A 17,582-nucleotide genomic window follows, 5' to 3' on the forward strand; every position below is an offset into this window, starting at 1 on the left:
CAGCTCCTTTCCTCCCGCCGCCGCCTCGGGCGGGCATTGGCGCATGTCCATGCCCGCAATCCTCTGCTTGTCACGGAGATATTCAATGCGTGATCTGGCCACGTCTGTCCACGCTCGGCTGCTGTATGCGTGCGCGCATGCCACCGGTTCAATCCCCTCACGTCGCGGGCTGTTGGCGGCGGTGCCGTTGGAGGATCCGAACGCCGTGCGTGCCGCGCTGACCTCGGTGGTCGGCGAGAAGCGAACGGTGGTGGTGACCGGAACACTCGACCGTCGGCTGGTCCTCATCCAGCAACAGTCAGGGCCGTGGACGGCGGCCGACCTGTCCGGGACGCCGCATCGCAGCCGGTTATGGCCAGCCTGGACTGCCGGCCATGTGGAGGTGGCTGACCCGGACAGCTGGCTGTCCACCGCACAAATCACCGCAGAGGGACAGCGGCGGTTGCTGCGGCCACGGTTGCTGTTGGCGTCGCTGTACCACCCGGAGCACTTTCCGCTTCCTCGGTTCCCGCTCGCGATCTCCGACCTGGCCCGGGCAGCCCGGTCCACCCTTCTCGGGCAGGTCGAGCTGATGGACATGCAACTCGGCATCGGGTTGGACGACATCGTCGACCGGGTCCGCGACGGAGTCGAGATACTCGGTGTGTCCGTGACTTTCGGCCAGCATGACCTGGCCACCCAGCTGTTGGATGCCGTTGCCGCCCTCGACCAGCCCCCACTGGTTGTCGCCGGCGGCTCGCTGACCGCCCGCAACGAGCGCATCCTCCTGGACCGGTATCCGAACATGCTCATCTGCCGAGGGGCGGGAGAACCCACTATTGCCGACGTACTGGCTCATTGGCACGGTGACCTGCGAATTGGGCAGATTCGGGGCCTCGGCTTTCGGGACATCTCGCAGGCCCCGACCTTGATGCCGATCAACCGCTCCCGCCGGACCGCGACGGTGGCGAACCGGTCGCAGACCGACATGTGGCCGGAGCTGGATCTACTCGATCGCACCTTCGCCCACCGAGGTGTCGCGCAACTGGAGTCGTCACGGGGCTGCACCAACTACTGCTCGTTCTGCCCCCGCGGCCACAAGGGGCAATGGTCCGCGGCGCAACCTGATGTGCTGCCCTGGCTCCTGCGTCAGATGAGTGCGGTGTTCGACCGGCATCCGAACCTGAACAGGACGATCTACCTGGTCGACGAGGAGTTCATCGGACGTGGCGACGACGCGGTCACCCGGGCCCTGCAGATCGCGGACACCCTCGCCCAGGCGGGCTTCAGCTGGGAGACGAGCTGCCGGGTCGACCAGGTCGTACGGCCCGACCGGGACCGCACCTGGCACCTCGAACGAGGCCACCTGTGGCGCGGCCTGGTCGACCGGAAACTGCGCCGCTGCCTGTTCGGCGTCGAGTCCGGGGTGACCTCGATCCTGGACCGCTTCCACAAGGAGACCACCAGCGAGCAGAACGCCCTGGCCATTCGCACCCTCACCGCGCTGGGAGTACCACCACGATTCACCTACATCACCTTCGACCAGCTGATGACCGCCGCCGAGCTGCGCCAGACGTACACCTTCCAGGGCCGCACCGACCTGCTGCTGCGGCCCCAGCCCGACCTGAGCGTGGCCGAGATCATCGACGGGGTGCGCGACGAGCGGTGGGTGGCCGCCCACACCACCGGGCGTCCCTTCTACACCAGCATTAGCTACATGCTTGTCGGCATGGAATGCCTGATCGGGTCGGCCTACAGCCGCCGCGCCGAAGCGGCCGGGCTCACCGGGCAGCCGGACCCGGCGATGGGACGGGTCGAGGCCCGCTACGCCGACTGGCGCATCGGCGTGCTCGCTTACCGCTCACAGCTGTGGATCGACCGGAACTTCGCGCTGGACTACACCCTCAAGTCCTTGGAGAAGACCCTCAGCGGCGCCCCCTACGCCATGGTCCGCGACCTGCGCCGGTTGCTGAAGAACGCCGCCTACCAGTTACTCGGCACGATGCTCGACGAACTCGTCCGTACCGACCCGACCGCCGCAGACCACGGCGACCTCGATGCGCGATGCCAGGCGGCAGCCGATGTCCTTCTTGCACAGCTGCGCAGCGACCTGGAACCGGTCGTCGCCACGGTCGGCGCGGGCCTGCCAGCGGACCGCCGGGACATCCTGCGGTACGAACACCAACGGTGGATTGCCGCCCGCAGCTGGCAGCTGATCAACGCAACCGACCCGTGCGGCACCTGAACGGACCATGACCCCCGTGCCGCGCCGTTACCTGAACGGCCTCAACGCCGAAGTCTCCGCGATCGGGGCCGGCTGCTGGACCATCGGCGGCCCCGCCACCAACCGGGGCACCCCCATCGGCTGGGACGACGTCGACCCTGACGCGGCCTTCGCCGGACTCGTTCACGCTCTCGAACGGGGCGTCACGCTCTTCGACACCGCTGACGTCTATGGCCTCGGCCGCTCCGAACGCCTTCTCGGTCAACTTCTCCGCGTCAGCGCACGCCAAGATTTGACCATCTCCAGCAAGGTCGGCCATTTCGCCGGCACCGCCCGCCACGCCTACCACCCCGTGCAGATGCGCGCACAACTGGTCACCACCCTGGACAACCTCGGCACCGACTACATCGACATCTACTTCCTCCACAGCAGCGACTTCGGGCCGCACGACCGCTACCTGCCCGAAGCGGTCGAGCTCATGCGCACCTGGCGTACCCAAGGCCTCATCCGCGCGGTCGGCATGCGCGCACCACACCGGTTCGCCGAAGAGTGGGCCGCCAGCGACCGGCCGCAGGCAGCCGAAACCCGCCGCTGGCTTTACCTGTTCGACCAGGTACGCCCCGACGTACTCGCCAGCCGCTATAACCTGTTGAGCCCGCTGTACGCCGATCATGAAACCGACATCTTCCGCTTCGCCCACCGTTACGGCGTCGGCGTCCTGATCAAACAGGTCCTCGGACAGGGCCTCTTCCTACACACAGGAACTCGCCCCGACCAGCGGCAGTTCAGCCCCTGCGACCACCGCAGCACCGACCCGGCCTTCACCCCGGACAACCGCCGGCAGCTACACGCTCGACTCGCACCCCTACGCGACCGATACGGGCATAATCACGTCTCCATGGCGCGCGTCTGCGTGCAGTACGCCCTGCACCACGCCCCCGACGCCGCGATACTCGTTGGCTTCCGCGACGCCAGCCAGATCGACACCATCATCGCCAGCCTCGACCACCCACTCCACGCCGACGACATCACCCAGATCCAAGGCGTGCTTCACGCCAACCCAGACACCTACTGATAGGAACTACACCGTGCGCTACATCGAGGTCGAGAAGAAGTACAGCCTGCCCGACGCCGAGGTTCTCAAGTCCAGGCTCGTCGAGCTCGGCGCGAAACCCGCTGAGCCCACCCGGCAGATCGACGCCTACTACAACGCGCCGCACCGTGACTTCCTCGCTCCCGCCACGATGTCCGAGTGGCTACGCGTTCGCACAGAGGACCACGGAGCGTCGATCAACTTCAAGCGTTGGCACCCCGTTGACGCTGTGACCAAGACCCACGCCGACGAGTACGAGACCTCCGTCGGGGACGCCGAGGCCGTCCGCTTGTTGCTGGCGGCCCTCGACTTCCAACCCCTGGTCACGGTCGACAAGACTCGCCAAGCGTGGACCCTGTCCGATGTCGAGATCGTCTTCGACCATGTGGTGGGCGCCGGTGACTTCGTCGAGTTTGAGTTCAAGGGCGAGGCCGTCGATGTCGTCGATGCCACCCAACGGCTGGATGAGTTCATCGCCTCTCTCGACGTCGCACTCGGTCAGCAGGTCAACAAGGGATACCCGCACATCCTTCTCGGCCGCGACCACTGACCTTCGTTGTTCATCACGTGTGCCCTCAGAACGGGGGCACAGATCGTGCCGTCATCCAGTGACAACCGGTGGTACCTGTAGGTTCCGCTTCTGAAGCCTCTCCTCCTTCCAGTAGGGGCTTCGGGCGGCATGCCTGGCCGGAACGTCCGCCCACCACGAGGTTCGGCCGACCGGGGCGTTGACTGTGGTCGGGGTGGTCGTGTCCGACGGGCCCGCTGGCTGGGACAACCGGAACGAGACGCAGCTCGCTGACAGGCCGGTTGAGGTCTGATGCGCGGGGGCCTCTTCGCCCTGCGCATCAACAGCCGTGCCGGTGCCCCTCTAGATGCGCCCGCGCCGACAGCAGGCGAACAACCAGGAGAGACTTCGTGGCCTATCAACCGGGGCCGAATAACCTGCTCCGTGCGGCGCGGCTGGCGCGGCGGTCCCCTACAGGGTCGGGGCGGCCGATGTCGCGGCAGGAACTGGCCGACGCGGTCAACGCCCACGCCTATGAACACGCGGGGCATCGCGTCGCCGTGGACGCCCGCTACATCGGCAGGCTCGAACGCGGTGAGCATCGGTGGCCGTTCGAGCCGTACCGCACCGCGTTGCGGGAGGTGCTGGGCAAGGCGACCAACGTCGACCTCGGGTTCTTCATCATTCATGGACATGCCAGGGACCTTGAGGTGAACCCGGAGGAGCCTGGAACAGGTGCCGACGCGCCCGTGCCCGGCGGTGACCTCGGTCGCCCGGTAGTGGCAGAGAAGGCCACCAATAAATTGGTCGGCACGGCCAGGGCGGCGACGGTACGGGTGAGCGTGAACGTCAACGCGGACGACGTCGCGGTGGTGCGTCATGACAGCCCGGCCGGCGGCGTCACAGTCCTGGCGGGGTCTGTCGAGGTGCTCATCAAACCGTCAGATGGCGCGGTGACCAGCCTTGTGGCTCTGCCGGATGGGCTTCCCGCCGTGGCCGGCTGCCGCCAGGTGCACTGGCTTACTGATCGACGGCGGTCCCAATGACGGAGCTGCAGATCGCCCGTCGGACTTGAGTGCCCGGTACCCGTCGACCCGACGCTTTCGAATTGCGAATCACGTCCAACGCGTGGCCGAGGCGCGCAGGAACCTCGGCCGACAGGCGCGTCGTGCCGGAACATCTCGCCCGTCTCGGGGTTGAGTCGACGCGGAGGTCACCTCGGGTGACGCGCCCGAGTCCGACAGCTGAATGGCTGGGACAACTGGAACAAGAGGAGGTAACCCGCCGACACGCGGAAACGATCGGATACGCGGGGTGGCGTGCCCACCCCGCGCCTACACAGGTTGAGGACACATGCGCACCACCATGCTCGGCGACGTGAAGATCCTGCTGCCGGATCTCGACCCGGACGATCTCGACAGCGTGACCGACCCGGCGGACAGTCTCGTCGAGGCCCTTGTCGAGGGCGCGCCCTGGCGCGGCACGCGGTTCGAGGACAGCAGCGTCCGCAGCAGCCGGATCACCGGCGCGGACCTCAGCGAGAGCACCTGGGAGGCCGGAGCGATCTACGGCTGCGAGATCAGCCGCACTGACTTCTCCGGCGCGACCCTGACCGGCATCACGATCGAGCGGTGCGCCGTCACCGGTGCACGGTTCACCGGCACCAGGCTCACCGATGTCCGCCTCAAGGACGTCCTGTTCGACGGCTGCCGTTTCGACTACGCCACCTTCCAGCGCGTCACCGCTGCTGGCTCGGTCGCCTTTACCGACTGCACCCTCGCCAATGCCACCTGGTCCTCCTGCCGGCTTCCTCGCGTAGCTCTGCGGTCATGCGACCTCGCTGGCCTGGACTTGGACTCGTGTCATCTCGACGGCGCCGACCTGCGGGGCAGCCGCCTCCAAGGGCTCAAGACACCCCTCGAGAATCTGCATGGCGTCACCCTCGGCGAGGACCAACTTCCCGACTTCACCCAGTTGACGGTCGACGCCCTGGGCCTGACTGTGCGCAACGACTGACTGCGAGGAGCACCGTGGTCACTGACGCCGTCCTGACCGGCAGTCCGGACACGATTCTCGTCTGCATCCGCGGCAACTCCGGCTCGGGCAAAAGCAGCATCGCCCGGGAGCTACGGCGCCGGCACGGCCGGGGTTGCGCCCTGGTGGAGCAGGACTACCTGCGCCGCATTCTGCTGCGCGAGCGGGACAAGCCCGGCGGCGCGGCACCGGCGTTGATCGGTCAGACGGTGCGCTTCGCGCTAGACCACGGCTACCACGTGGTGCTGGAAGGCATCATGCACACCAGCCGCTACCGGCCCATGCTGGCGGCCCTACGCGATGGCCATCGGGGGCGGTCACTGTTCTGCTACCTGGACGTGTCGCTGCCCGAGACCCTGCGCCGGCACCTCACGCGCCCGCAGGCCAGCGAGTTCACCGCCGAGCACATGAGCGGTTGGTACGCCGCGCACGACGTCCTGGGCTGGCCCGACGAACTCGTCCTCCCGGAGACCACCACGCTGCAGGACGCCGTCGGGACGATCGCCGCAGCCTCCGGACTGCCTCAGACTGGACGCGACGATGACGTGGTCCCGATCGTCCCCAATGCAGCAGGAAGCCGGGCTGGTAGTGCTTTGTTAGGTTGTGTCGTCGAATGGGCGGTTGCAGGTGTGGCAAGCGCCGGCCATGACGACGAGCAGTTGTTGTAGCTCGCGTACTACGGCGTAGAGGGTCAGGCCGGCGCATCCGCTTTTGGGTCCAGGCGTAGCAGGGTGCAGAAGGCTTGGGCGAGCACGGTGAGGGTGACGTGGCGATGCCAGCCGGTGAAGCTGCGGCCTTCGAAGTGGTCGATGCCCAGGCCTGTCTTGAGTTCGCGGTAGTCGTGTTCGACCCGCCAGCGGATCTTTCCGAGTCGGACCAGTGTCTTGGGTGATGTGCGTGGCTGCATGTTGGACAGCCGGTACTTGACTGGCTCGTCGGCGTCGGGTGGCCATTCGGCGATCAACCAGCATTCGGGCAGGCTGCCGTCGCCGCCGCGGGGGATGTCCCGGTTCGCGGGGCGGATGCGTAGCCGTAGGAAGTGCGAACGCATCGCCGCGGTCGGGTTCGTTGTGCTGCGCCGGCTGCCGCGCCGCCAGGTGACCTGCCGTGCGGTGCCGCGGCCCGCGGCCAGGACCAGGTCCTTGAGGGTGACCGGCGGGTCGGGGTAGGCCGGGCGGGGTGGGCGGCCCCGTCCGGAGTAGGCCGCGGTGACCGGGACCGCGTCGGCGGGGTGGGCGGTGGCGGTCGGGTCGACCTGGACCACGTAGCGCAGGCCACGTTCGGCCAGGCCGAGCCGGAACAGGGTGCAGTCGCCGTAGCCGGAGTCCGCGGCCACCGGCAGTCTCGGCAGCCCCCACAGGTCGATCATCTGGTCGAGCATGTCCAGCGCGAGGCGCCATTTCTCCCGGTGCCGCACATCGTCGGGCAGGCGGGCCCGGCCCCGCCGAGCCCGCACCGCCGCGGCCCGGTCGGGATCGGCGACCATGGTGTCGTCCCACGATCGCGGACAGAACAACCGCCAGTTCGCGGCCACCGACGCGGTGTCGGTGACCGCCTGGACGCTTACCCCGATCTGACAGTTGCCGGTCTTGCCCAGGGTGCCCGAGTACTGGCGGGCCACACACGGCGAGGCGGTGCCGTCCTTCGGGAAGCCCGAGTCGTCGATCACGTACGCGGCCGGGTCGATCGCGTCGACCGCCCACCGTGCCACGTTCGCCCGCACCGCCGTGTAGTCCCACGTCGAGGACGTGATGAACTGCTGCAACTGCTGATGATCGACGCCGAGGCGTTCCGCCATCGGCTGCATCGACTTCCGCGCCCCATCGGTGAGCAGGCCACGCATGTACAACTCGCCCTTGACCCGCTGATCCGAACGCCGAACCGCACCATCCAACATCGCCGCGGTGAACTCGACCAGCCGCGGACGCACCTTCTCGACCTGCTCCGGAGTCACACCACCAAGCCAAACACCAACCACGATCGGCAGCTACGCGACACGCCGTGAACCTAACAAAGCACTACTAGTGCGTTGACCACGAACGTTCGCCGGTTGGCGATACACCGGGACAGGTGGCCACGGGCCTTTGGCGTGCCCACGGAGAAATGCCGGGTGCCGCGCCGCCGCGCTACTGGCGGTAGGTGGAGAGGAAGGTGCGGATCCGGGCGACGGCGTCGTCGAGGACGTCCGTGGCGGCCAGGAAGACCAGGCGGAGGTGGTCTGGTGTGTCGAGGTTGAAGCCGGTGCCGTGGGAGATCAGGAGGTGCTGCTGCTCCAAGAGGTCGATCACCAGGCGCTCGTCGTCGTGGATTTTGTGGACTTGGGGGTCGAGACGGGCGAACAGGTAGAGGGCGCCGGCCGGCTTGACGCAGTCGACGCCGGGGATGTCGACGAGGGACTGCCAGGCGTGGTCGCGCTGCTTCAGCAGGCGGCCTCCGGGGCGGGTCAGCTCCTCGATGCTCTGGTAGCCGCCGAGCGCGGTCTGGATGGCGTGCTGGGCCGGCACGTTCGGGCAGACGCGCATGTTGGCGAGCAGCTGCAGCCCGTCCAGGTAGTCCGAGTCGCTGCCGCTGAAGCCGCTGGTGGCGAGCCAGCCGGAGCGGAAGCCCGCAGCCCGGTAGGCCTTGGACAGGCCGCCCATGCTGACCACCGGCACGTCCGGCGCGAGGGCGGCGAGCGTGTGGTGTGTCGATCCGTCGTACACAATCTTGTCGTAGATCTCGTCGGCGAAGATCAGCAAATCGTGCTTGCGGGCAAGTTCGATCATGCCGAGCAGCATCTCTCGGGGGTAGACCGCGCCGGTCGGGTTGTTCGGGTTGATCACCACGAGCGCGCGGGTGCGGTCGGTGATCTTCGACGCCATGTGCTCCAGGTCCGGCGCCCAGCCCGCGCTCTCGTCACAGCGGTAGTGCACCGCGCGACCGCTGCACAGGTTCACCGCGCCGGTCCAGAGCGGGTAGTCCGGGCTCGGCACCAGCACCTCGTCGCCCGTGTCCAGCAGCGCCTGGAGCACCATCACGATCAGCTCGGAGACCCCGTTGCCGAGCAGCACGTCGTCCGGCTGCACGCCGGGCACGCCGAGAGTCTGGTAGTGCTGGGCCACCGCGACGCGGGCGGAGTAGATGCCTCGCGCGTCGCTGTACCCCTGAGCGGCCACGATGTTCTGCACGACGTCGGCGACGATCGGCTCCGGTGTGGCCAGCCCCCACGGCGCCGGGTTGCCCAGGTTCAGCTTGAGGATCCGGTGCCCGGCAGCCTCCAGTTCCTGCGCCCGGCGCAACACCGGGCCGCGGATGTCGTACCGGACACTCTTCAGCCGCTGCGCCTGCCGCATCGGACCCCCTCCGCGAAACGTCGTGTCTCCGATGATCGATGCTAGACGACTGATAACCGGCGTTTGCTGCGCGTTCAGTGGTCGTAGGCGATGAGGCTGCGGGTGACGGGCTGGCCGGTCTTGTGGTTGTGCCAGATGGCGGCGGTCAGGGCGAGCAGGCGTTGAGCAACGCGGGTCGCGATGCCTTCGAAGGTACGGCCGCCGTGTAGTTCCAGGTCGAGTTGGCCCTTGAGAGTGTCGTTGACCGACTCGATCAGTTGGCGGACGGCCTTCAGGAGGCCCTGGCCGGGGCGTTGCTTCTCCTTCTTGCGGTTGGGTCGTAGCAGGGTGACACCGCGGTCGGCCAGGTCCTGCTCGAAGCGTTTCGCGGCGAAGCCCTTGTCGGTGATCAGCAGCAGCCCGGGCCGGCCGGCGAGCAGGGCGGGCTCGCGGTCGAGCATGTACTCCACGACCTCGCGTTCGCCGATCTTCGCATCAGCCAGGGCCCACATGATGGGCAGGCCGGTCGGGGTGCAGATCAGGTACAGGCGCAGTCCCCAGAAGAACCGTGAGTGTGACGCGCAGTAGCCGTAGGTGGCCCAGCCGGCGGCGTCCGAGCGTTGCACGGTGGGCCTCGACCGGCCGCACTCGACCGGGGTGGAGTCCAGGATCCAGTGGTTGTCGAACCAGAAATCGGTGTCGAAGGCCAATGCTCGGATGAAGTGCTGGATCAGCGGCAGGGCGGCCCGCAGTCGCTTGTTGTAGCCGGGCTGGGACAGCTGGACCGGGAACAACGCGCGTAGGTTCTTCGCCAGGTAGCGGACCCACCGGCGTTCGGAGCGGATGTTCAGCAGCGACTGCATGACCGCCATCGTGATCAGTTCGGCGTCCGACAGTACTGGGGTGAACCCGGTCACCGGGCGGGCCGGACGTAGATCAGGGCGGGCTTTCAACTCGTCATCGATCTTCACGTACAGTGCGGTAGCGAGGGTCTCCAGATCGACGTGCACATGGCCTCCATGGTCATAGTTGCGTAGCAACGTCGATCATGGAGGCCCTCGTCCGTTCACCGCACCTGCGTCCCATCCACACAGGCCACCGTGGTTATCACTCGTCTAGTGCCGTGACCACCAACGTTTCGGGGTGGTTCAAGCTACGCGGGTGGCGGGTTGGCCCCAGCGTCGTTGTCGTTCGCTGCGGATGCGGGCGCGTTCGCGGCGTTGGGCGGCGAGGATGTCGGGGTTGCGGGCGTTGGCGTTGCGCCAGCGCAGGTAGGTCTGCAGTTTCCGGGTCAGCGCCGGGTGGTTGGGGTGGTTCGAGCCGGCGATGGCGAAGGTGCGTAGCGGCCCGAACTGGGCCTCGATCGGGTTGGCCCAGGAGGCGTAGGTCGGGGTGAAGCAGAGCTCGACCTTGTTGCGGGCCGCCCATGCTCGGATCTTTCGGCCTTTGTGCGCGGACAGGTTGTCCAGGATCACGTAGATTGGTGCCCCGTCCGGGCGCGCGGCGCGGATCGACTTGAGTGCGGCGAGGGTGTTCGCGGCGCTCTTGCGCCGTCGGACGACACTCAGCCGCCGCACGCGTACAAGATCTGCCACCGCCACAGCCTGACCGGCACAACGCCGCCCGGCCGACAGGCCGCACGGCGTGTCAACCAACACCGTGAACGTTCGTGGTCACGGGCACTAGGCCCAAGGCCGGGTAGTTAGGCGGCGGGCGTGGCTGTCAAGCCGATGGGCCCGGGGGCGGTAAAAGCAACGGAACTCCGGTAGAACTGGCGGTCGACCAAGATCCACCGTTTCTGCCCGGGAGTTCCGTTGCCGGATCATTCTGCCCTGTCCCGCACTGTGGCCGCCATCACCCGCACTGTCCGGGTCGCGGCGGGAGTGTTCGCCCCGGGCCATCTCGGGGAACTCACCTCGATCGTGCCCTTTGAACTCGTCGATGCGGTGCTGGCCGAGACCGGTACGGTGCAGGCAAGACTACGGAACCTGCCGTCCCGGGTCGGGGTGTACTTCGTGCTGGCGATGTGCCTGTTCCCGGAGGTCGGCTACCGGCGGGTCTGGGCCAAGATGATCGCCGGGCTGGTGGGGCTGGTCGTGGTCGTCCCATCGGGTAAAGGGCTACGTGACCTGCGCCGCCGCGTCGGTCCCGCTCCGGTGAAGGCCCTCTTCGAGGTCCTCGCCGGGCCTCTCGCGCAGCCACACACTCCCGGGGTGCGGTTCGGCCGCTATCGCACGGTGTCCTTCGACGGTTGTACCTCCCAACGCACCGCCGACACCGCCCGCAACCGTGCCTGGCTCGGCAAACGCACCGGAAACGGCTACCCGGCGGTGGAGTTGATGACGCTGGTCGAGACCGGCACCCGCGGCATGCTCGGTGCGGTGTTCGGACCGACCGCCGAGGGCGAGACCAGCTACGCCAGCAAACTGCTGCATCTGCTGGATGCCGGCATGCTCGTGCTGTGGGACAAGGGCTTCGACTCCAACATGTTCCTGACCGCGGTCGCCGGCACCGGCGCCCAATTCCTGGGCCGGCTGCGCGGCAACCGCCGCCTGCCGGTCCTGGCCCGCCTCGACGACGGCTCATACCTGAGCGTCCTCAACCACGTCCCCGTCCGGGTCATCGACGCCACCGTCACCGTCACCTGCGCCGACGCCACCACCTACACCGGCGTCTACCGCCTCGTCACCTCCCTGCGCGACCCCCGCCGGCACCCGGCACACCGCCTGGTCGAGCTCTATCACCAGCGCTGGGAACACGAATCGGCGTACTACGCCCTGCGCCACACCATCCTGCACGGACGAATCCTGCGCTCCGGCGACCCGACCGGCATCCAGCAGGAACTGTGGGCACTGCTGACCGTCTACCAGGCGCTGCGCACCGCGATGGTCCACGCCACCGAAACCCGGCCCGGGACCGACCCCGACCGGGCCAGCTTCACCATCGCCCTGCACACCGCCCGGGAACAACTCACCAACGCCGCCGACGTCCTGCCCGAGAACACCGACCTCACCGGCGCTATCGGCCGCGCCGTCCTCGCTGAACTCCTCCCACCACGCCGAGCACGCACCAGCACCCGCCGCGTCAAATCACCACTGTCCCGCTACGCCAAACACCCACCCGGCAGACCCACCACCAACCAGAAGATCACCAACCTCGCCATCACCATCCACGACGACACCACCGAACCACTCCCACCACCCACACCATCCCCACCCCGCAAACCCCGCAAACCCCGCTTGACAGCAGCCGCAACGCCCTAACTACCCGGCCTTGGCACTAGGCCGTGTCTCGTCGATCTTGGGTGAGGTCACGTAGCCAGATCTTCATCGTGGCGATGTCGACGGTGGCCTGGTACATGTAGTCGCGCTTGTCGTACCTGGTCGCGACCGCCCGGAACTGCTTGAGCTTGTTGAACGCCCGCTCAGCGGTGTTGCGCTGCTTGTAGCGCTCCCGGTCGAAGTTCGGTGGCCGGCCGCCGCGGGATCCCTTCTTGCGGCGGTTGGCCGCCTGATCGGCCTTGATCGGGATCGTGGCCTTGATGCCGCGGCGGCGTAGGTGAGAACGGATGGCCTTCGAGCTGTACGCCTTGTCAGCCAGGACATGCCCGGGGCGGGTACGCGGCCGGCCGACCCGGCGGGGAATCCGGATAGCGGCCATGACCTGCGTGAAGCCGGTACAGTCGGCCCGCTGCCCGCACGTGGTGTGCCGGGCGATCGGACGGCAACGCCGGTCAGCGGCCAGGTGCAGCTTGGTGGTCAACCCGCCACGGGACCGGCCGAGGGCTTCCCTTCCGCCCTTTTCGTCCCTGGCGGCTTCCCCCTTTTCGGGTGATCCGCCGCTGGGGTGTCGGGGTACTCGTTGGAGTGCAGAGGTGAGTACGGCTGATCTTGCAGAGGTCAGGTGTCGCGGTGGGCGCCTTGTTCGTCACGGTGGGTTGCGTCTTGCAGGCGCAGGCGGGTGAGGCCGAGCATGTCGATCAGCCATCCGGGTCCGCCGGTGATGCCGCGGGCGCGTAGGAGGGTGTCGACCTCGTGGTGGGTCGCCGGAGTGGTGCGGGCGAGGAAGTCCTCGCAGATCTGGAGCAGGAGTTGCAGCAGGTCGCCGCGGTTGGTGTCGCTGGTGGCTGCGGGGTCGTCCGGGGTGGCCGGGGTGGGCATCAGGCGACGTTCTCGATGGCGGTGAGGCGGTTCTTGAGTCGGTAGCTGGGGCCGTTGATGGGGACGACGTCGCAGTGGTGCAGGAGCCGGTCGAGGATGGCGGTGGCCAGGACCTCGTCGCCGAAGACTTGGCCCCATTCGCCGAAGCCTTTGTTCGAGGTCAGCAGGGTGGAGCCCTTCTCGTAGCGTTTCGAGATCACTTGGAAGACGAGGTTGGCCTCGGGTCGTTCGAGGGGTTGGTAGCCCACTTCGTCGATGACCAGGACGGTGGGGCGTAGGTAGGTTTGCAGCTTGCGGGCCAGGCGGCCGATCGCGTCGGCGGCGGTGAGGTGGCGGACCATGTCGTCGAGGGTGGTGAAGTAGACGGTGAATCCGGCTCGGCAGGCGGCGACCGCGAGGGACACGGCGATGTGGGTCTTGCCGACGCCGGGTGGGCCGAGGAGAGCGACGTTGGCCTTGGCCTGCACGAATGCGAGGGTCGCGAGGTCACGGACCTTGCGGGGGTCCAGGTCGGGTTGGAAGCTGAAGTCGTAGTCGTCGAGGGTCTTGTGGTGCGGCAGCTTCGACAGGCGTAGCCCGGCGCGGAAGCGGCGTTCGTCGCGGACGGCGAGTTCCTCTTCCAGGACGAGGTCGAGGAACTCCAGGTAGCCCATGGCTTCGGTGTCGGCCCGGCCGGTGAGTTCCCGCAGCGTCTTGGCCAGGTGAGGCAGGCCGAGTTTGGTGGCGCTGGCGTGGATGCGGTTGGTGACCAGCTCACTCACTTCGAGACGTCCTTCAGGTGTGGGCGGTTGGTGAACGGGCTGGCCGCAGCGATCTGCTCATAGACCGACAGCGGCCGGGCCTCGACGGCGATCTGGGCGGCGGCGGCCCGGTTGAGCAGGGCTTGCAGCGGCCCCTGGCCGCCGTCGTGACGGGCCGGTCGGCGTGCGGTCGACTGCCCGCTGTCGGGGTCGCCGATGGTGACGGCCCGGGTGTGTCCGTCGGGCAGACCGTCCCAGTGGCTCTCGTCGACCACGCGGGCGCCGCGGCCCACGGCCCGCTGGTGCGTGGCCAGCAGCGTGGTGCCGTCCAGACCGGGCACGATGGCGTGAATAGTGATCGTGGCGGCGGTCGCCCGAATCTCCACGAGTTGGCGGTGGCGGACCCGTCGGGCCGGCACGGAGTAGAGGTTGCCGGCGTAGGCGACCAGGCAGTCCTTGCCGACGTGCCGCAGATGCCGGTCGGCGACCACATACGGCCGGGCGGGGATCGGTCGCAGCGCGGCGTGGTCGCGGACCGCCCGCACGCCGATGATCTCGCCGTGGGTGCGATGCCTTACGGCCCGCCGCTGTGGCACCCAGGCCATGAACGTGGCGTCGAGTTCGGCCAGCGACGAGAACGCCCGCCCGGCCAGGACATGATCGCGGATGATGGTGACCTGCAACGCCGTTGCGTTTGGCGATCGGCGGATGAGTCAAGGGGGACTTTGAAGACGCGAACGGGACTTCTGATAGATCAACTTGTGTCGAGCAAGAAGATCATGCCTCAGGAGTCCCGTTGCAGGAGAAGTCTGTCATCACCCGGTCGATCGAGGTAGCCGGGGGTGTGCACGCGCCCGGACATCTGGGCGAGTTGACCCAGATCATCGACTTCGACCTGGTCGACGCGGTGCTGGAAGAAACCGGGACACGCGAGAAGCGGCTGCGGCTGCTGCCGTCTCGGGTCGTGGTGTACTTCGTCCTCGCACTCGCCCTGCTCGACCGCTGTTCCTACCGAGCGACGTGGGGGAAGCTGACCGCGGCCCTGGCCGGCTTGTGCCTGACGCGGCCGAGTATCTCCTCACTGTCACGCGCTCGCCGCCGGGTCGGAGTAGCGCCGCTACGGCGCCTGTTCGAGACCCTGGCCGGTGCCGTCGGTCTGCTCGGCCAGCCCGGCGTGTTCTACCGGGGCCTGCGTACCGTGGCCATCGACGGCACCCACCTGCACGTGCCCGACGAGGAACGGGTCACCTGGCGCTACCCCAAACGCGTAGGAGACAAGCTGGAGTTCGGCTACCCGCTGCTACGGCTGCTCGTGGTGATCGAGTGTGGGACCCGCGCCCTGCTCGCCGCGGCCTTCGGCCCCGAAACAGAAGGCGAACTGGCTTACGCGCGGCGGCTTCTGGGCGTCCTGGACCGCACGATGCTGCTGCTGGCCGACGCCGGCTTCGACGCCGCGGAATTCCTGCGCGACGTCGGCGCCACCGGCGCGCAGTTCCTGGTCCGCTCATCCGCCCGCCGCTGCCCGACCATCCAGCGTCGCCTACCCGACGGCTCCTACCTGGCCCGCATCGGCTACGGCAGCCTACCCGCTCTCATCCTGGTGCGGGTCATCGAAGCGCAGGTCACCGTCACACTGGCCGACGGCAGCCTGCGGCGCGAGCAGTGGCGGCTGATCACCAGCCTGACAGACCACACCCGCTACCCCGCCCACGAACTCGTGGACCTCTACCACGAACGCTGGCAGGCCGAAACCACGTATTTCTCGATCAAAGCGACCATGCTCGACGGCCGCGTCCTGCGCTCCCGCAGCATCCCCGGGATCGAGCAGGAGGTGTACGCCCTGCTCACCGCCTACCAGGCCCTCATCCGCGCGGCAGCAGACGCCACCTGCACCCAGCCCGGCCTGGACATGGACCGGATCAGCTTCACCGTCCTCATCGACGCCGCCGCCGACACGATCACCACCGCCAGCGGAATCCTTCCCGGCAGCTCAACCGACCTCCTCGGCACGATAGGCCACGCCGCGCTGGCCGACCTCCTACCCGCCTGGCGCCGCCCTCGAATCAAGGCCCGCTCCCGCAAGAACCCGACCAGCAAGTACAGCCCGAACGCCGGACAGCACCCCGCAACCACGCAGACCTACACCTTCCACGCCGACATCACAATCTTCGAAAAGGGGCTTGCCTCCCGCTCACGGCGCTAAACGCAACGGTGTTGTGGTGACCTGCCGTTCGACCCGCCCTTTGCCGGTCGGCCGATAGGCGGCCAGCACATCGATGTCGAAGTCGTAGTGCCCGGCGAACGCGACCGCTTCCGGGTGCAGCGGCACCGCCTGGCCCGGGGCGACATGCCGGCGGACCACGGTCTTGGTCCGGTCGTAGACGATCGCCCCGGGAACCCCGCCGAAGTGCGCGAACGCCCGCCGGTGACACTCCCAGAACGCGGCCAGGTCCCGGCTGGTGGTGAAACAGCAGAACGGGTCCCGCGAGTACGACAGCACCATGTGAAACGAGTACACCTTCGGGATCCCGACATGGGCCAGGATGCCGCCTTCGTCGCCCCAGTCCACCTGCGCCTGGGCGCCCGGAACGACCTCGAACCGGCGGTGCAGCCCGGCCAGCTGATCCGGACTGATCCCCAACTCCGCAGCGATCCGCGGCCGGGCCTGCTGCAGATACAGCTTCACCCGCTGATAGTTGCCGGTGAACCCGTACTGCTCGACAAGGCGTTCATGGATCACCGTGCCCTTGAGCAGCAACTCCGCCCGCAGCCACGCATCGACCACGTGCGCGAACACGTCGATCAACTGCCCCCGAGCCGGCCGCGCCCGAACCGGCGGCACCACCTCGCCGCTACCAGCAGCCAGGTACTTCTTCACCGTCCGCCAGTTCAGGCCCGTCTCACGAGCGATCTCCGAGACACTCGCACCAGCCTCGTGCAACGCCCGGAACCGGCGCACATCCAGCCACCGCTGCTCATCCATCGCTCCCATCGCCAGCCGCCCCACGTCTGCCCGATCACGACCCGAGCAGCCTCACCCTCAGTCACCCGCTGACGACGGACAAACAGTGCGCACCTCTGCAAGATCAGCTGTACTTAGCTCTGCACTCCAGGCCGTACCCCGACACTGGGGCGTGCCGCGCATCCGCCGCGTGCTGGTGCGCCCGGATCGAGGAGGTGTCCACTCCGACCGTCCACTCGTCGCCTTCCTCGGCGTCGCAGTCGATCCGCAACGCCGCGCAGATCCGCGACCAGGTCCCATCCATCGCCCACCTGCGTTTGCGCTGGTAGACCGTCTTCCACGGACCGAACCGCTCCGGCAGGTCACGCCACGGAATCCCGGTACGTTCCCGGTACAAGATCCCCGAGACCGTCGTCCGATGGTCACGCCATCGGCCCCCACGCGGCGGATCCGCTGGCAGCAACGGCGCCAGAAGCGCCCACTCGTCATCGGTCAACTCATGCCGTCGAGACACGCCAATCTATCTACCAAAACCCGCCCCGAAGATCCACGAGACATGCCCTAGCGGTGC

Annotated in this window: 15 protein-coding genes and 3 pseudogenes; 8 read left to right on the forward strand and 10 right to left on the reverse strand. The window is 67.8% G+C overall.

The annotated features are described in order from the left end of the window. Positions 1 to 577: 577 nt before the first annotated feature. The 6 genes and pseudogenes from JD77_RS17250 to JD77_RS17275 all read left to right on the forward strand — a co-directional run. Positions 578 to 2,224 (forward strand): B12-binding domain-containing radical SAM protein, encoded by a 1,647-nt coding sequence (locus JD77_RS17250; RefSeq protein ID WP_246141298.1) that lies wholly within the window; start codon positions 578 to 580, stop codon positions 2,222 to 2,224. A 16-nt stretch (positions 2,225 to 2,240) separates the two neighbouring features. Beyond that, a complete protein-coding gene (locus JD77_RS17255) occupies positions 2,241 to 3,278 on the forward strand; it encodes an aldo/keto reductase (RefSeq protein WP_170286466.1) in 1,038 nt (345 codons plus the stop codon). A gap of 13 nt (positions 3,279 to 3,291) precedes the next feature. Further along, positions 3,292 to 3,846: a class IV adenylate cyclase gene (cyaB, locus tag JD77_RS17260; protein ID WP_170286467.1), complete on the forward strand. Its 555-nt coding sequence runs from the start codon at positions 3,292 to 3,294 to the stop codon at positions 3,844 to 3,846. Positions 3,847 to 4,214: 368 nt separating this feature from the next. Beyond that, complete coding sequence (locus JD77_RS17265) at positions 4,215 to 4,850, forward strand: hypothetical protein (RefSeq protein WP_170286468.1); 636 nt, start codon at positions 4,215 to 4,217, stop codon at positions 4,848 to 4,850. A 307-nt stretch (positions 4,851 to 5,157) separates the two neighbouring features. Next, entirely contained in the window at positions 5,158 to 5,820 is a 663-nt protein-coding gene (locus JD77_RS17270; RefSeq protein WP_145775320.1) for a pentapeptide repeat-containing protein, read from the forward strand. Positions 5,821 to 5,834: 14 nt separating this feature from the next. Further along, positions 5,835 to 6,401: pseudogene (locus JD77_RS17275) on the forward strand (kinase); the annotation flags it as partial. Positions 6,402 to 6,529: 128 nt separating this feature from the next. Here JD77_RS17275 and JD77_RS17285 read toward each other — a convergent pair. The 4 genes and pseudogenes from JD77_RS17285 to JD77_RS17300 all read right to left on the reverse strand — a co-directional run. Beyond that, complete coding sequence (locus tag JD77_RS17285; protein WP_246140722.1) at positions 6,530 to 7,792, reverse strand: IS701 family transposase; 1,263 nt, start codon at positions 7,790 to 7,792, stop codon at positions 6,530 to 6,532. Between the two features lie 172 nt (positions 7,793 to 7,964). Then, positions 7,965 to 9,170 carry a pyridoxal phosphate-dependent aminotransferase gene (locus JD77_RS17290; protein ID WP_145775321.1) on the reverse strand — a complete coding sequence of 402 codons (1,206 nt, stop codon included), beginning with the start codon at positions 9,168 to 9,170 and terminating at the stop codon, positions 7,965 to 7,967. 74 nt (positions 9,171 to 9,244) lie between these two features. Next, positions 9,245 to 10,159 (reverse strand): IS982 family transposase, encoded by a 915-nt coding sequence (locus tag JD77_RS17295; RefSeq protein WP_145775322.1) that lies wholly within the window; start codon positions 10,157 to 10,159, stop codon positions 9,245 to 9,247. Positions 10,160 to 10,297: 138 nt separating this feature from the next. Beyond that, positions 10,298 to 10,711: pseudogene (locus JD77_RS17300) on the reverse strand (transposase); the annotation flags it as partial. Between the two features lie 252 nt (positions 10,712 to 10,963). On the opposite strand from JD77_RS17300, the gene JD77_RS17305 reads away from it, so the two are divergent. Then, positions 10,964 to 12,412, forward strand: a complete 1,449-nt coding sequence (locus tag JD77_RS17305; protein WP_170286341.1) for an IS4 family transposase — start codon at positions 10,964 to 10,966, stop codon at positions 12,410 to 12,412. Between the two features lie 16 nt (positions 12,413 to 12,428). Here JD77_RS17305 and JD77_RS17310 read toward each other — a convergent pair whose 3' ends face one another. The 4 genes from JD77_RS17310 to JD77_RS17325 are packed head-to-tail and all read right to left on the reverse strand — an operon-like array spanning position 12,429 to position 14,732. Continuing rightward, positions 12,429 to 13,052: an IS5 family transposase gene (locus JD77_RS17310; protein ID WP_145775323.1), complete on the reverse strand. Its 624-nt coding sequence runs from the start codon at positions 13,050 to 13,052 to the stop codon at positions 12,429 to 12,431. Beyond that, on the reverse strand, positions 13,049 to 13,309 hold the full coding sequence (locus JD77_RS17315) for a hypothetical protein (RefSeq protein ID WP_145774161.1): 261 nt from the start codon (positions 13,307 to 13,309) through the stop codon (positions 13,049 to 13,051). The genes JD77_RS17310 and JD77_RS17315 overlap by 4 nt, the downstream gene beginning before the upstream one ends. Beyond that, positions 13,309 to 14,070, reverse strand: coding sequence for an IS21-like element helper ATPase IstB (gene istB, locus JD77_RS17320; RefSeq protein ID WP_013289162.1), 762 nt, complete (start codon positions 14,068 to 14,070; stop codon positions 13,309 to 13,311). Before istB ends, JD77_RS17315 begins: the two co-directional genes overlap by 1 nt. Then, positions 14,067 to 14,732: a Mu transposase domain-containing protein gene (locus tag JD77_RS17325; protein WP_246140623.1), complete on the reverse strand. Its 666-nt coding sequence runs from the start codon at positions 14,730 to 14,732 to the stop codon at positions 14,067 to 14,069. Before JD77_RS17325 ends, istB begins: the two co-directional genes overlap by 4 nt. A gap of 113 nt (positions 14,733 to 14,845) precedes the next feature. On the opposite strand from JD77_RS17325, the gene JD77_RS17330 reads away from it, so the two are divergent. After that, positions 14,846 to 16,252, forward strand: a complete 1,407-nt coding sequence (locus JD77_RS17330; protein ID WP_145773096.1) for an IS4 family transposase — start codon at positions 14,846 to 14,848, stop codon at positions 16,250 to 16,252. On the opposite strand, the gene istA is transcribed toward JD77_RS17330, so the two are convergent. Together istA and JD77_RS17340 are read right to left on the reverse strand one after the other, a co-directional pair. Next, a complete protein-coding gene (istA, locus tag JD77_RS17335) occupies positions 16,241 to 17,032 on the reverse strand; it encodes an IS21 family transposase (RefSeq protein WP_246140622.1) in 792 nt (263 codons plus the stop codon). The two genes, JD77_RS17330 and istA, sit on opposite strands and share 12 nt — an antisense overlap. Positions 17,033 to 17,186: 154 nt before the next feature. Continuing rightward, positions 17,187 to 17,525: pseudogene (locus JD77_RS17340) on the reverse strand (IS5 family transposase); the annotation flags it as partial. Positions 17,526 to 17,582 lie beyond the last annotated feature (57 nt).

Source organism: Micromonospora olivasterospora (assembly GCF_007830265.1).
In the GTDB taxonomy this organism is placed as follows: Bacteria; Actinomycetota; Actinomycetes; order Mycobacteriales; family Micromonosporaceae; genus Micromonospora; species Micromonospora olivasterospora.